Here is a 15,412-nt window from a genome sequence, read left to right on the forward strand (position 1 = left end):
AAATAAACTACTTCTGAGACAGCTTCTTAAAACACAATTTAACTATTTTATTTCATTTCCGTTGAAATCTTTAAATTCAGGCTTATTTTGAGGATCTCCAACATTGTTTTGATTCTCATGAAGCTTTTGTCTTCTTTTTCCCTTCTGAGCTGGATTGTTAGAACCTGATTTTCTCTTCATAATAAACACATCCTTTCCTTAAATAGTTTCTACTTTTTTTAAGGTTTTATGTGTTTAAATTAAGTATTATCGCATCCAAGCCCCAGCCAAGGTAATTAGACCACTTCTTATTTTATAAGCTTCCATAATATCCTTTGCCTTGTACTTAATTCTGTTAGGTTCTATAAGCTGAACTCCTGGAATACATAAGGTTCCTTCTGCCATACCACTATCCATAAAGGCTATTTCTAACTCTACCTCATCATCTAATATGTTAGGTTCTACTAATTTATTATAAATAGCTTTTTCTGCTGATGATTCTAACATTTTATGAACTCTCTTTGGCTGTATGCATTCACCTACATATCTACTGTGAGCTTTTTTAACTTCTACAGCTTCTATATTCTTGTTAAATTCTTTAGCTTGACTTGTTAAAATGTTATCTCCTGACGTCATTACCACTGGAACTTTAAAATATCCTGCCAATAAGGAGTTAAATTCAAATTCTCCCACTACTCTTCCATTTAACTTTATTTCCGATACCACTGAACCATTATAGCTATGAGCTAAGATTCCTGAAGTATTATGTCTTCCGTGATATCCTATCAGCATAACTGCATCAAAAGTATTATCTATGCCCTCCATCATGCCAAGGATTTTTTTATTTCCACTAATTAATACTACATCCTCATCTAATTCTTCAATAAGGATACTTGTCATAGGTCCATGAGAGTCATTTACTAATATTTCTTCTGCTCCTGCTTTTTTAGCTCCTCTTATAACTGCATTTACTTCTTCTGTCATAAACCTTCTTGCTCTTTCATAATTATAGCCACCTTCATGAGTAAAACCCCAGTTAGTTACTCCACTGATTCCTTCAATGTCCACAGAAATATAAATCTTCATGAAAATCCCCCTTTATCCCATATAATTTATTTATATATATTTAAAAGCCCCTAGTGAAATCCTCTTGTATAATAAGTTCTAATACTGATTTAGTTAACATACAGCCGTTTATTTCATAAGTTTTTTTACATTATCTAGATTTTTTTTATTAAAAGGTGGAAAAACTATTGGAATATTTATTTTAGTAGTTTTTCTTACAACACTTTTTCTATGAGAAAATGTCTTAAAGCTTTCTTTACCATGATAAGCTCCTATACCTGAATTTCCAACTCCTCCAAAAGGTAACTCCGGATTAGCTAAATGAGTTATTGTGTCATTTATACAAGCTCCACCTGAAGATATCTCTTCCAAAACCTTTTCCTCTACTTCATAGTTTTCAGTAAATAAATACAGAGCTAATGGCTTTGATAGTTTTTTAATTTCCCCTATTATCTCATCTAAATTACTAAAGCTTATAATTGGAAGAATAGGTCCAAAAATCTCTTCTGACATAGCTGCGCCTTCCCATGAAGCATCTATAAGTGTAGGTTCAATATATCTTTTTTCTCTATTTACTTTTCCACCATATATTATTTTATCTGCCTCTTTATCTAATATATTTTTAAGCCTTATGAAGTGTCTATCATTAACAATTCTTCCGTAGTCTTTACTCTCCATAGCATCCTTACCATAGAAGCTTTGAATTTGCAATTTTAATTCCTTAATTAATTCATCTTTCACCTTGTTATTTACTACTACATAATCCGGTGCTACACAGGTTTGACCTACATTTATAGTCTTGCCCCAAATTATACGCTTAGCTGCCACTCTAATATCTGCACTTTCATCTACAATTACAGGACTTTTCCCACCTAATTCTAAAGTAACAGGAACTAGGTTTCTTGCAGCAGCTTCCATTATTATTTTCCCAACTTGAGCACTCCCTGTAAAGAAGATGTAATCAAAGGTACCATTAATCAATGAAGTGTTAGTTTCTATTCCACCTTCCACTGAGCGTATATATTCCTTAGGGAAGGTTTCAGTAATCATTTCTGTAATTACTCTTGATAAATTGGGCACATTTTCAGATGGTTTTAATACTACACAATTTCCAGCAGCAAGTGCTCCCACCAAAGGTTCTACCAAAAGTTGAAATGGATAATTATAAGGTCCTATAATTAGAACCGTTCCATAGGGCTCTGAAATTATAAAACTTTTTGCAGGAAATAAGTACAAAGGCGTTTTTACCTTTTCTTTCTTTGCCCACTTCTTTAAATTCTTTATAGTGTGACTAATACTATTTAATACAAAGCCTACCTCTGTAGTATAAGATTCAAACTCACACTTTCCTAAATCTTTATATAATGCCTCATATATTTTATATTCATACTTTTTTATAGCAGACTTTAAACTTCTTAATTGATTAATACGAAAATCTATATCACGACTTTTCTTTGATTCAAAAAACTTATAGTGATCTTCTATAATTTTATCTACATCAATTGAACTTAATTCCATAAACCTAATCACTCCTTATTATACCTATTTCAATAACTATATTTTATACTATTTTTACATATTATACTACATAGCTCCATAGCAAAGACCTACTTAAAAATTTTATTTTTAAGTAGGTCTTTCAAAGGGATAATTTATTTCAAACAGCTTAAGAATTTATAATTTAAAAATATTTAATATAATAAATATTAAAATTTTAAAAATTTATCTTATATAACTATTTAAAATTTTACCTAGGATACTATTTTAATATTTACCTATAGAACTATATAAATATTTAAATAGTTAACTAGTTGTTTACACCATGCGGGTTTGAGAGTTTTTTCATATCTTTATATCCCATAAATACAATCCATACATAGGCTAAAGTCTTAGGTATCATAAGAATTCCTATGATCGGTAAAGTATTTGACCATAGTACAACAGGAATATAGAATCCAAAAGATAAAATTATTGCAATAGGCATATATTTAAAGCCTTTATCATTGTTTTCTCTAATTTTATTATGGAAAATCCATATGATTATAAGTCCTATTAATGCAAAAGGAATGTTACGATATATTCCCCAGGAAACTGGAGCATTATATGATAACCATTGGTTTTCTGGGAATGCACATAATATAATCCTAACAATAGCTAATCCATAAATAATATTAGTTAAGCCTTTTTTGTCTTTGACATCATAACGAATTCTCCATATATGATATAGCACTACATAAAATATAGTCATTGTAATAGATGTAATTAGTTTTCCTACTCCTAAAGCCGCAGCATTAGCTTCTAAACCAGTGGTAAGTAATCCATAAGCCCTTGGAACTAGATGAAATGCATCTCCACATCCTAAAATCACTGCCATAATTCCAAATAATCTGTATTGTTTATTTTGTCCACTTTTCTTAATCATAATAATTCCCATTATTATAACTGTTGAAAGATAAAGAATATCAAAAAGTGTTTCCATAATCCCTTGCATAATATGTCACCTCGCATTTTTATTTGAACATAGTTCATTTTTTAAGTATATAGAATGCTGTAAGTTAATACAGCATTTTTATTTAACTTTATTTAAAATAAATAATTCTCTTTAATGCTTCTATAAAAAAAGTTATATCCTCTTCCTTAGCCTTAAGCATAACTAACATGTTGCTAAAAATAAATTTAGCCACTTTTTCCTTAGTTAAATTGTCTGTCCAAGTTTCATCACTAATATTATCTTCTGAATCTAAGAGATTAACTATACTTTCACTAACTTTTTTAAAAAATTCGTGTTCTTTTTTTCTTCCTAGAGATTTTTCACTACTACTTAATAAAGATAACTGATCTATCCAATTTTCTTGAAATTTATCTAAGTAAACAAAAATATTATTATATAATAGCTCTATCTTTTCAAAAATATTTTTTTCACCCATTAAGCATGTATGAAAATCAGTAAAGGCCTCTCTCCAAAAATCTTCAACAACCGCTAACACTAATTCACTTTTTGTGGAGAATGAATTATAAACTGTACCTACTGAAATTTTACATCTACTGGCTACAGCTCTTATATTTATTGCTGCAATTCCATTTTCTAAGGCAATTTCTTTTGCTCCTTTAAGTATAATCTCTCTTGGGTTTTCTGAGAACCTATTCATTATATCTACTCCTTGTTTGAACCACGTTCAAGTTAATTATATATCAATTTTTTTTATAGGTCAATATGTCTTGTTATTTTAGCCTAACTCATTGAAGCTAAATTCTCCTTATATAAGTTAAGAATTTCCCTATATTTATATTATAATATAAAGTTATGAATAAAAACACACTGTTTACACTTAAAATTCCCCAAAATTTCTTACACCTACTAAAACGGGTAATCAAAATTAAAAATTAATTTAAATTATTGTACTATAATAAATATCTATAGCTTAGATGGTTATTATTTTTGATAAATATACCCAACTTGCTATATAATACATATGAGACAAAAATAATTAAGTTTATTTATATTAGGTTTATGTTAAAATTAGAAAGTGATGTGATATTATGGCTAAAACTACTTTTAAGGGTAGTATTATGCTAAATCCTGTTCCAGCAGTGATGATAACTAGTAGAAATTCTAAAGGAAAGGATAATGTATTTACTGTAGGCTGGATAGGTACAGCTTGTACTAAGCCACCTATGATTACAGTTGCTATTCGTCCTGAAAGATTATCCTATGAATATATAAAACAAACTGGTTCCTTTGTAGTAAATCTAGCTTCTAGTAATCTAGTTAAAGCTGTGGATTACTGTGGAGTTAAAAGTGGAAGAACAAATGACAAGTTTAGGGATATGAACTTGTCTCTCAGTGAAGCTAAGGATATTTCCTGCGGTATTATTAATCAATGTCCAGTTGCCTTTGAGTGTGTAGTAAAATCTATAACTCCCCTAGGTACCCATGATTTATTTTTAGCTGAAATAGTTAACTGCCATGTGGAGAATACACTTATCGATGAAAAAGGAAAAATTCACTTTGATAAAGGAGACCTACTTTCATACTCTCATGGTGAATACTTTAGGTTAGCTCCCAAGCCTATTGGAAAATTCGGATATTCTGTGGCTAAAAAAGCTACTATTAAACTTAAAAATAAAGGCATAAAAAAACATAATGAAACCACAAAAACTGCCATAGTGGAGAAAGAACAATTACATAATAAAAAAAATATTAAGAGTAATAAACCTAAAAAAACTAAAACTAAAAAAAGAACTCGTATATAAGAAATATCTTTAATATGAAAGGTGCGATGTTTAATGAACTTTATAAAGGTTGGTTCTGCTTGTCCTATTACTAAGGTAGCAGATGTTGACTTTAACTTAAATGAAATAAAAAAATGTGTTGAAAAAGCTATAGAAGAACAAGTTAAAATTTTAGTTTTTCCTGAATTATCTATAACCTCCTATAGTTGTGCTGATTTATTCTTTCAACAAAAACTACTAAAAAAAGCAGAAGTAGCTATTGAAAATCTTTGTGTATTTTCTCAAGGAAGAGATATCTTATTTGCTGTAGGTGCTCCTTTTGAATATGATGATGTGCTTTATAATGCAGCTTATCTTATCTTTAATGGTAAAGTTTTAGGTATTGTTCCAAAAAGTTACTTACCTAATGCTTCTGAATTCTATGAAAAACGTTGGTTTAGCAGTGGTCTTAATATAACTTCTAGAATAGTTAAACTTCCTTTCCAAGACAATATATATTTTGGAACTAACCTAATATTTAGAAGTGGTGATATTAGTATTGGAGTGGAAATTTGTGAAGACCTTTGGGTTACTATTCCACCAAGTAGCTTCTTATCTTTAGCTGGTTGTAATGTAATATGTAATTTATCTTCATCTAATGAGTTAGTTAGCAAGGCTGACTATAGAAGAGCCTTAATTAAAAATCAAAGTGCTAGATGTATGAGTTCCTATATCTATTCTTCTAGTGGAGTCTTTGAATCTACTACTGATGTATTATTTAGTGGCCATCTTTTAATCAGTGAAAATGGTGGAATCTTATCTGAAAATGAAAGATTTAATCGCGAAAATGAAATTATTACAGCAATTATTGATGTAGATAAATTAAAGGCTGAAAGATTAAAAAATATAAGCTTTAGAGATAATAAAGTTTTAATTCCTTTTGATATGGAAACTATATACTTTGATTTTAACAATATAGCTATTAATAATTTTGATAAATATATAGATAAACATCCTTTTGTACCTAGTAATCCTCTTGAAAGAGATAAACGATCTAAAGAGATATTTAATATTCAAACTTCAGCTCTTGCTAAAAGATTTGAGCATACTGGCTTAAAGAAGGCAGTTATAGGAATTTCTGGCGGTCTTGATTCTACTCTAGCTCTTCTAGTGGTAGTAAAAACCTTTGATATGTTGAAAATGCCTAGAGAAAATATTGTGACCATTACTATGCCTGGTTTTGGTACTACAGATAGAACCTATAATAATGCCTTAGATCTTTGCAAGTATCTAGGTACAGACTTAAGAGAAATCAATATTGTACCTGCTTGCCTACAACATTTTAAAGATATTGGTCATCCTGTAGAGCAACATGATGTAACCTACGAAAATGTTCAAGCAAGAGAAAGAACACAAATTCTTATGGACCTTGCTAATAAAGAAGGTGGACTGTTAATTGGGACAGGGGATTTATCTGAGTTAGCTCTTGGTTGGTGTACTTATAATGGAGATCATATGTCCATGTATTCTGTAAACTGTTCTATTCCAAAAACCCTTGTGAGATACCTAGTAGATTATGTGGCTGACCATGAAAGCACTCCTGAGATAAGTAAAATCCTTATTGATATTTTGGATACCCCTGTAAGTCCAGAGCTACTTCCTAAGGACAAAGATGGAAACATTACTCAAAAGACTGAAGATATTGTAGGACCTTATGAACTTCACGATTTCTTCCTATACCATTTCATGAAGCATGGTGCTTCTAAGGAACGTATAGAATTCTTAGCTAAGGCTGCCTTTAAGGGGATATATGATGACGAAGTAATTAGTAAATGGCTTAATAAATTTATGACTCGATTCTTCACTCAACAATTTAAGCGTTCAGCTCTACCTGATGGTCCTAAGGTTGGATCTATAAGCCTTTCTCCAAGAGGAGATTTAAGAATGCCATCAGATGCTAGCTATAACGGATTTCTTTAACTTTAAAAATATAATTAAATACCACTGGTAATTGTCTATTTATTACCAGTGGTCCTTAACTTAATATGTAAAATATTAAATTATAGTATAACTTAATAATGAAGATAATTAGAGATATTAATTTATAATTATCTATAAATATCTACAATGAGACCTGATATTTCATCTATAGTGCTAGCTATATCTAAGTTTTCTCGTTCTTCATTAAGTAGCATCTGTGTTAGTTCTTCTAATTTATTGTCAATAGTCTCTACTGTAACAAAGTATTGAGTTTGCCAAAAGCTTATATCCTTTTTTATGGAATACATAAATGAAAGTACTGATTCTAGATATTCTTTTATTTCTTTTTTATAAGCTCTAACATCAGCATAGCACTTTGAAATTACAAGTCTGCTACCTTTAGATTTTATATTTTTAAGCATTTTCTTAAGATCTTCTTCTGATTTTTGCTCTCTAGCAAAGCTAAAATTTTTAGAGAAGTCTTGTTTGTTATTTACAACTTTACTTTCTCTTTGTATTGGAGTATTTCTTCCTACTTTTGATATCTCCATGTGAACACCCCCTTGTCCTTTAATTATATTATAAATAAGGTTAAGGATTTTAGCTATATTTTCTTACTATTTACAGATTAAATTAATTTAGGAGGCAATTATGAAAACTTTAATTAATATGTTTATAACCTTCTTTAAGATAGGTGCCTTTACCTTTGGTGGTGGTTATGCCATGATTCCACTTATTGAAAGAGAAGTTGTAGATAAAAACCATTGGATAGACAAAGATGAATTTATAGATATAATAGCTATATCTCAAAGCTTCCCTGGAGCCTTAGCAATAAATAGCTGTACCTTCATTGGATACAAAATTAATGGAGTTCTAGGAGCTATCTTAGGACTTTTAGGTGTAGCTCTTCCCTCTTTTATCATTATAGTAATTATAGCTATGGCCTTTAGTAAATTTAGAAACCTTTATGTCATTGAACTTATCTTTAAAGGCATCAATGCTGCCGTTCCTCTTCTAATTTTAGTAGGTGTAAATAGCTTAGCAAAGGTTTTAGATAAAACAGCTGTTAATATAATTATTGTAATAATTACTGTAATTCTTAGTGTATTTATGAATGTAAATCCAGTATATTTAATTCTTATTGCTGCTGTATATGGGATATATATTAATAGAAATCACCACATTGATAATTATAAAAATACAAAGGAGGAAAATTAGATGCTATTCCTAAAGCTATATTTAGCCTTTCTTAAAATTGGAACCTTCGGCTTTGGTGGTGGATACGCTATGCTTCCTTTAATTCAAAAGGAAATTGTGGACAACAATGCTTGGCTATCTCAAACTGATTTCATGGATATCATAGGTATATCTCAAATGACTCCGGGTCCTATAGCTATAAATGCTGCAACCTTTGTAGGCTATAAAACTGGCGGAATTATAGGAAGTGTTCTATCTACACTAGGGGTTGTCACTACATCCTTCATACTCATATCCTTTGCTAATTACTTCTTTAATAAATTTAAAAATTCAAAGATACTAGCTCATGCCTTAAAAGGAATGAGACCTGCTCTTATTGGACTTATAATTTCTGTATTTATAACTCTTAGCTATGAGTCCTATAGAGATTTAAACAGTTTAATAATAGCTGCAATTATTGGTTTTCTACTATATAAAACTAAAATTCATCCTATATTAATTATTGTTATTGCAGCATTATTGGGTATATTATTCTATGGAATGATACCTAATTTGTTTGCTAAATTTTAATAAAAAATATCTTGTAATTTATTAGTACATCCCTTATAATTTATATATAAAATATAATTACATATGAGGGAGTAATTAGTAGGTTTATCCTATGGCAATGTCAACATCTTGGCTTTAAGTCTGGCTTTGCATTAAATAATGAGACTCATGTATAGTGCTTACGCTATATATGAGTCTTTTCTTTTTACATACATTACCTACATATGTGTTTATGTTTTTGCAAATATTAATAAAAGAATATTTTTTTACTTTTATTAAATCTATGTAAGTTTTACTAACTAAATCTTAGATTTAGAGTATGGCTTAACACTATTAATTATGAGGTGATTTTATGTATTTTAATGACTCTATTGACGATGTTATAGGTAAGTTTAACACCAACCCAGATACTGGTCTTACTTCATCTCAAGTTGAGGAAATTAGGTCCAAGTATGGGTCTAATAAACTGGCATCAAAAAAGAAAAAAACTAAAGTCCAACTATTCTTTGCACAACTAAATGATATTCTAATTTATATCCTTATAGTTGCAGCCATACTATCTGTAGTTGTAGGAAAAGAAATAAGTGATGCAATTATTATCGGTATTGTTATTTTAGTTAATGCAACAGTTGGAATGATTCAAGAGTCTAAAGCCGAGAAGGCCCTTGATGCATTAAAGGAATTATCAACACCAAAGGCTATAGTAAAGCGTAATGGAGAATTAGTAGAAATTCCTTCAGAGGAAGTAGTACCTGGTGATGTAATTATCATCGATGCAGGTAGATTTATTCCTTGTGATATCCGTCTTATAGAAAGTGCTAACCTTAAGGTAGAAGAATCTGCCCTTACTGGTGAGTCTGTTCCTGTAGACAAGGATGCAAATCTTATCCTTGAAGATGAAAAAGTATCTCTTGGTGATAAAAAGAACATGGTATTTATGTCTACCTTAGCTACCTATGGTAGAGCTACAGGTATAGCTGTAGCTACAGGTATGAATACTGAAATTGGTAAAATAGCTAAAATGCTTGATGAAGGTGAAAATGAGCTTACACCTCTTCAAAAGAAACTTGAACAACTGGGAAAAGTTTTAGGTATTGCTGCTATTGGTATCTGTGCTGTTATGTTTGCAGTAGGTTTATTACAAGATAGAGCTGTTACTGATATGTTCATGATTTCTATCAGCCTTGCTGTTGCGGCTATTCCTGAAGGTCTTGCTGCTATTGTAACTATAGTTCTTGCTTTAGGTGTTCAAAGAATGATAAAGCAAAATGCTATTATTAGAAAATTACCTTCTGTAGAAACTCTAGGTTCTGTGAATATTATATGCTCTGATAAAACTGGTACATTAACTCAAAACAAGATGACAGTAGTTAAATACTTTACAGATAATAAACTAAAAGAAGTTAAGGAGTTTAACATAAATAATGATGGTGAAAAACTTTTACTTGAAAGCATAGTCCTTTGTAATGATGCTACTTCTACGGCTACATCAAAAACTGGAGATCCAACAGAAATAGCACTTTTAGATATGGGAAATATGTTTAATGTATTTAAAGAAGAGTTAGATAAAACTCATAAAAGAGTTGATGAAATACCTTTTGATTCTGACAGAAAACTAATGACTACGGTAAACTCTTATGAAGATAAATTTAATGTAATGACTAAGGGTGCTACTGATAATCTTATTAATATATGTACTTCTGCTTATATTAATGGTGAAGTTGTACCTATGACCGAAGAAATTAAAAATGGTTTCTTAAAAGTTGCTACAGCTATGTCAGACGATGCTTTAAGAGTTCTAGGTGCTGCTTTTAAAACTGTTAACTCTACCCATGTAGAAGTTGATGAGTTGGAAAAGGATTTAACCTTCATTGGTCTTGTTGGTATGATAGACCCTCCTAGACTAGAGGTTAAAGACTCTATAGAAATTTGTAAAACTTCTGGTATAAAAACTATAATGATTACTGGTGACCACAAAAATACAGCCTTTGCCATTGCTAAGGAACTATCTATAGCAGAGGATATAAACCAAGTAGCTAGTGGTGCTGACATAGATAACTTAACTGATGAAGAACTTGCAAGTAGATGTGAAAATCTAAGAGTTTTTGCTAGAGTATCTCCTGAGCATAAGGTTAGAATAGTTAAAGCCTTTAAATCTAGAGGAAATATTGTATCTATGACTGGCGACGGAGTTAATGATGCTCCATCCTTAAAGGCTGCTGATATTGGTGTAGCTATGGGTATCACAGGTACTGACGTTGCTAAAGGTGCCTCTGACATGGTATTAACAGATGATAACTTCTCTACCATAGTAGCAGCTATTGAAGAAGGTAGGAATATATTTAATAACATAAAAAAATCTGTAATATTCTTAATTTCGTGTAATGCTGGTGAGATTGTTACTCTATTCTTTGGTATTCTCTTCGGGTGGGCTGCACCACTTAATGCAACTCATATATTATGGGTTAATCTTATAACAGACTCCTTCCCAGCTCTTGCCCTTGGTGTAGACCCTGGTGATAAGGATGTTATGAAACATAAACCAAGAAGTCCTAAGGATAGTTTATTTAAGGGTTCTTTATTTACTCTTTTATTTAACGGTGTGTTGATTGGTATATTAACCCTTATAGGTTTCATTTATGGAGTTAACAAATACGGAGATGCCGGAGTTACTCTTGTTAACATAGCTAACAATCCTGAAGCTTTGATGCATGCTCAAACTATAGCCTTTGTAGTTCTTAGTGGAACTCAACTGATTCATTCTTTAAATATGAGAAGCTCTGATAAATCCATATTTAAGATTGGTTTATTCTCAAATATGTATTTAATCTATGCAATGGTTGTTGGTATCGCATTACAAATGGCAGTTATTTATATACCGCCAATTGCTAGAATGTTCAATGTTATACCACTAACTTTAGCAGATTGGGGACTTGTTATTGTTCTAAGCTTAATACCTTTAGTTATAAATGAAATAATTAAACTATTTATCAAAGATAAATAAAAAAAGACAAATTTCAATAAAATTACAAGTAACTCATAAAGGGCAGTATTGATGTCTTTTATGAGTTACATTTAAATTATAATACATTTTAATTACTTTTTCATTTTTATACATATTTATACAATGAGGAGAGATTTATGACGTAAATTTGTTGTTTCTTTTTATATTTTATTATTGTAATTATACATATTATGTTATAAAATATAATTAATTACTGCAAATGTATTTTTAATATATACCAATATTCAACTTATATTGATATCTAAGTAATATTTTGTAATAAAACTATTAATTAAATACTTATTTAAGATACATTGTGCATTAAAATAATTCTCAATTTTATCTTGTTCATAATTGTAAAGCTTAATATAAATATTAAAAGGAGTGAATTTTATGAAAACTAAACTTACTAAAGGTATAGTATTTTTATGTGCACTAACTTTAACTGCTTTTATCGGAATTTCAATTTTATCTGAAGCTGATCCTGGTCCAATTGGTAAAAATTTTATAATTATTAAAAATTTATAATTACTGGCTGATTAAATTTTAGTTATATCTATAATAAATTTTTATTATAGATATAACTAAAAAAACTAATTGTATAATAAGCAAACAGGAAATATAATACATATACTGGAACTAATTATGCATTGCCTTTACATATAATTACCTATAAAATATAATTGATTGCATTTATTTAACTAAGGAGGTGAAGGATTTGGATTTCTTAAGTCCTGGAAAAAGATTAAAAGCTCTCAGACAACAATTAAATATCAAACAAGTAGAACTAGAAGAAATCGGTGTTTCTAGAAATTATATTAGTATGGTTGAAAGCGATAAAAGAAATCTTACCGGATTAACCTTAGCAAATTATCTTAAGTTTATGCAAAACAAAGCTGATGAGCTTGAAACTAATATAAATTTAGATGTAAATTATTTACTTCTTCCTGAAAAAGAAGAAGCACGAAACTATTGTCATATGAAATTAGATTTAACCTTAAGTCATAAAAATTTAGATGAAGTTATAAAAATAGGTGAAAAATACAAATTAGAAGACATACTTTTAAAATCTTACTTATTAAAGGGAAATCTACTATATGATGAAAATTCATATAATACCGCCTTTGTATATTACTATAAAATACTAGAAATTCATAATGATAATAAAGATAACAGTAATAAATCTTTTGCATATATTAAGCTTTCTAAATGTAAGATTATGACTCTATCCTATGAAGAAGCTCTCACATATTTATTTAAAGCCTATTCCTATTGTAAAGAGTTTAATGACGATACTAATCTTAGAAATTGTTTATATAATATAGCTCTTGCATATAAAAAATCAAGTGAATATGATAATGCTCTTATATATATAGATGAGTTGCTGATTTTATGTAATGCTAACCACAATTTTGATTTATATATATCTGCTGTTATCTTAAAGTGTAATTGTTATCTTAACAAGAAAGATTACCACCTTGCCTTAACTATATATTTTGATATTCTAAATAACTTTAGTGAAAATATTGGAGTTCATTTAGGAATGATTTACAATAACATAGGATTGATTTATTGTGAATTAAATGAAATAGATAAATCTATTGACTATTTTAATAGATCAATTAACTTAAAAAAAGTACATGATATTGAACATATAAATCGTAGTATTATAGATATGTCTTCTGCATATGTAAAAGAAAATTCATATGATAAAGCTTTAGAACTATTGTATGAAGGTATAGCTTTATCTGAGAAATATTCTGATGCAGAGTTTTTAATAAGAGGCTACTCTATATTGGAAGAAATTTATATAAAATTAAGTGATAATAATAAACTTGAAGAAATATATCTTATATTAATAGAAATTTTTAAAGATGCAGATTTAGTTAAAATTTTAAATATCTATATTAAATTATCTCTACTTTATATAGAAATGGAAAGATATGATAAATCCAAAGAAATTCTATACGAAGCTAAAAATATAAAAAAATCTTTTAAAAAGTGATTCAAAGTTTTGAATCACTTTTTATTTAAAATACATATCTTTTTACAATCATATAAATTATTATAACTTTCTAAAACTTTCATGTTCAAAAAATGACATAATGATGACAACATAGGATTTATAGTTACAACTAATTTCTATATAGTTAATTTTACCATCTTTCTTTATTTATACATAAAATTCTCCTTATATTTTTATGATATACATAGTATTTCATTATTAATAATTTCATTTCATTTCTATTTTCCAAATGTTGCACTAATTGTTAAGTTACTATAGACTAATATATATGAATATAATTTAATTTGCTTAAATATAAGTAAAAGGATTTTTCTTTTACTTGAATAAGGGGATGAATGATTTGATATTAAGTGAAGAAACTAAAGCTAGAACTTATTGCACGGATAAACTTAGGTTAAACTTAACTGATGATGAACTTGATGAGGCAATTCATATTGGAGAACTTAATAAGTTGATAGATATACTTCCTTCTCTATATATTAAAAAGGGAAACCTTCTATATGATAAAAGTCTATTTAATGAAGCTTTTGAGTCCTATGCTAAAACCTTAGAATTATATAATGCTATTTCTACAAAAGATGATGATATGATATTTATATATAATAAATTAGCTAAGTGTAAAATCAAAACTCTTTGTTATGAAGAGGCCTTAGCATATCTATGTACATGCCACTCTTTTACCTTAGAAAATAAGGATAAAAATAATTATTATAATTGTACCTATAATATAGCTTTAACCTATAAAAAGTTAGATGATTTTGATAATTCTATTCTTTATATAGATAAATTATTAGGTGCTGTTGATATTAATACTGAACTAACCCTATATATTCAAGGAACAATTTTAAAAGCTAACTGTTATCTTAGAAAAAATTCAACTTTCCAAGCTATAACTCTATATAAAGAACTTCTTCATAACTTTGGGCCTGAATTAGGAATTTATAAAGGTTATTTATATAATAATTTGGCATTAGCTTATTTAAATGAAAATAATAATGATATTGCCCTAAAGTATTTTAATAAAGCTATTCACTTTAGAACATCACATGATAAACCTAATCTTGCTAATACGTTAATGGACATAGCAAAATTCTACATTAAAGAAGGTGCATATAAGAAAGCTATTTCTCGAATAGAGTATGGAGTAGAGTTGGCTAAAAAATATTCTGATATTGAAAATTTACTACTAGGCTATAATCTTTTAGAACAAATATATAGAGAACTAAATGATATTGAAGAACTTAGAACTCTCTATTCTGAAATGATAGAAAACTTTAAAGATGTTGATCCTAATATAACTATGGAGATATACTCAAAACTTTCTAACCTTTTGCCTGATGGTATTGGATATAATAAGTTAGACACTATTTTCCGAGTAAATAATATATAAATTAAGACGA

The 15,412-nt window shown here is 28.9% G+C and carries 14 protein-coding genes; 8 read left to right on the plus strand and 6 right to left on the minus strand.

Annotation, left to right across the window (positions count from 1 at the left end; genetic code table 11):
- Positions 1-42: 42 nt before the first annotated feature.
- The 5 genes from ACTNBA_RS11130 to ACTNBA_RS11150 form a co-directional block, all read right to left on the minus strand.
- Positions 43-180, minus strand: a complete 138-nt coding sequence (locus ACTNBA_RS11130) for a clostri-philic family protein (RefSeq protein ID WP_167403140.1) — start codon at positions 178-180, stop codon at positions 43-45.
- A 66-nt stretch (positions 181-246) separates the two neighbouring features.
- Positions 247-1,065, minus strand: coding sequence for a M55 family metallopeptidase (locus ACTNBA_RS11135; protein ID WP_441074091.1), 819 nt, complete (start codon positions 1,063-1,065; stop codon positions 247-249).
- A 108-nt stretch (positions 1,066-1,173) separates the two neighbouring features.
- Positions 1,174-2,571 carry an aldehyde dehydrogenase gene (locus tag ACTNBA_RS11140; RefSeq protein WP_441074189.1) on the minus strand — a complete coding sequence of 466 codons (1,398 nt, stop codon included), beginning with the start codon at positions 2,569-2,571 and terminating at the stop codon, positions 1,174-1,176.
- A 280-nt stretch (positions 2,572-2,851) separates the two neighbouring features.
- Entirely contained in the window at positions 2,852-3,535 is a 684-nt protein-coding gene (locus tag ACTNBA_RS11145; protein ID WP_441074092.1) for a hypothetical protein, read from the minus strand.
- Between the two features lie 88 nt (positions 3,536-3,623).
- Positions 3,624-4,193 carry a TetR/AcrR family transcriptional regulator gene (locus ACTNBA_RS11150; RefSeq protein ID WP_346848559.1) on the minus strand — a complete coding sequence of 190 codons (570 nt, stop codon included), beginning with the start codon at positions 4,191-4,193 and terminating at the stop codon, positions 3,624-3,626.
- A gap of 391 nt (positions 4,194-4,584) precedes the next feature.
- Here ACTNBA_RS11150 and ACTNBA_RS11155 point away from each other — a divergent pair, with 391 nt between their 5' ends.
- Positions 4,585-5,298 carry a flavin reductase family protein gene (locus ACTNBA_RS11155; protein WP_441074094.1) on the plus strand — a complete coding sequence of 238 codons (714 nt, stop codon included), beginning with the start codon at positions 4,585-4,587 and terminating at the stop codon, positions 5,296-5,298.
- A 33-nt stretch (positions 5,299-5,331) separates the two neighbouring features.
- On the plus strand, positions 5,332-7,236 hold the full coding sequence (locus ACTNBA_RS11160; RefSeq protein ID WP_441074095.1) for an NAD(+) synthase: 1,905 nt from the start codon (positions 5,332-5,334) through the stop codon (positions 7,234-7,236).
- Positions 7,237-7,364: 128 nt separating this feature from the next.
- Here the strand turns inward: ACTNBA_RS11160 and ACTNBA_RS11165 are convergent, their stop codons facing one another.
- A complete protein-coding gene (locus tag ACTNBA_RS11165; RefSeq protein WP_150846056.1) occupies positions 7,365-7,787 on the minus strand; it encodes a DUF327 family protein in 423 nt (140 codons plus the stop codon).
- Positions 7,788-7,887: 100 nt separating this feature from the next.
- Between ACTNBA_RS11165 and ACTNBA_RS11170 the strand changes: the two genes are divergently transcribed.
- The 6 genes from ACTNBA_RS11170 to ACTNBA_RS11195 all read left to right on the plus strand — a co-directional run bounded on the left by ACTNBA_RS11170 (position 7,888) and on the right by ACTNBA_RS11195 (position 15,402).
- Positions 7,888-8,454, plus strand: a complete 567-nt coding sequence (locus tag ACTNBA_RS11170; RefSeq protein ID WP_035133113.1) for a chromate transporter — start codon at positions 7,888-7,890, stop codon at positions 8,452-8,454.
- The gene (locus ACTNBA_RS11175; protein WP_441074097.1) at positions 8,455-9,003 is read left to right on the plus strand and encodes a chromate transporter; all 549 of its coding nucleotides are present in this window, start codon (positions 8,455-8,457) and stop codon (positions 9,001-9,003) included. It abuts the gene before it with no gap.
- Positions 9,004-9,334: 331 nt separating this feature from the next.
- A complete protein-coding gene (locus tag ACTNBA_RS11180; protein WP_441074098.1) occupies positions 9,335-11,986 on the plus strand; it encodes a cation-translocating P-type ATPase in 2,652 nt (883 codons plus the stop codon).
- A gap of 393 nt (positions 11,987-12,379) precedes the next feature.
- On the plus strand, positions 12,380-12,514 hold the full coding sequence (locus ACTNBA_RS11185; RefSeq protein ID WP_441074099.1) for a hypothetical protein: 135 nt from the start codon (positions 12,380-12,382) through the stop codon (positions 12,512-12,514).
- 190 nt (positions 12,515-12,704) lie between these two features.
- The gene (locus ACTNBA_RS11190; RefSeq protein ID WP_441074101.1) at positions 12,705-13,991 is read left to right on the plus strand and encodes a helix-turn-helix domain-containing protein; all 1,287 of its coding nucleotides are present in this window, start codon (positions 12,705-12,707) and stop codon (positions 13,989-13,991) included.
- A 361-nt stretch (positions 13,992-14,352) separates the two neighbouring features.
- A complete protein-coding gene (locus ACTNBA_RS11195; protein WP_441074102.1) occupies positions 14,353-15,402 on the plus strand; it encodes a tetratricopeptide repeat protein in 1,050 nt (349 codons plus the stop codon).
- Positions 15,403-15,412: the final 10 nt, after the last annotated feature.

The sequence above is a fragment of the Clostridium sulfidigenes genome (assembly GCF_052067195.1).
GTDB lineage: Bacteria > Bacillota > Clostridia > Clostridiales > Clostridiaceae > Clostridium_J > Clostridium_J sulfidigenes.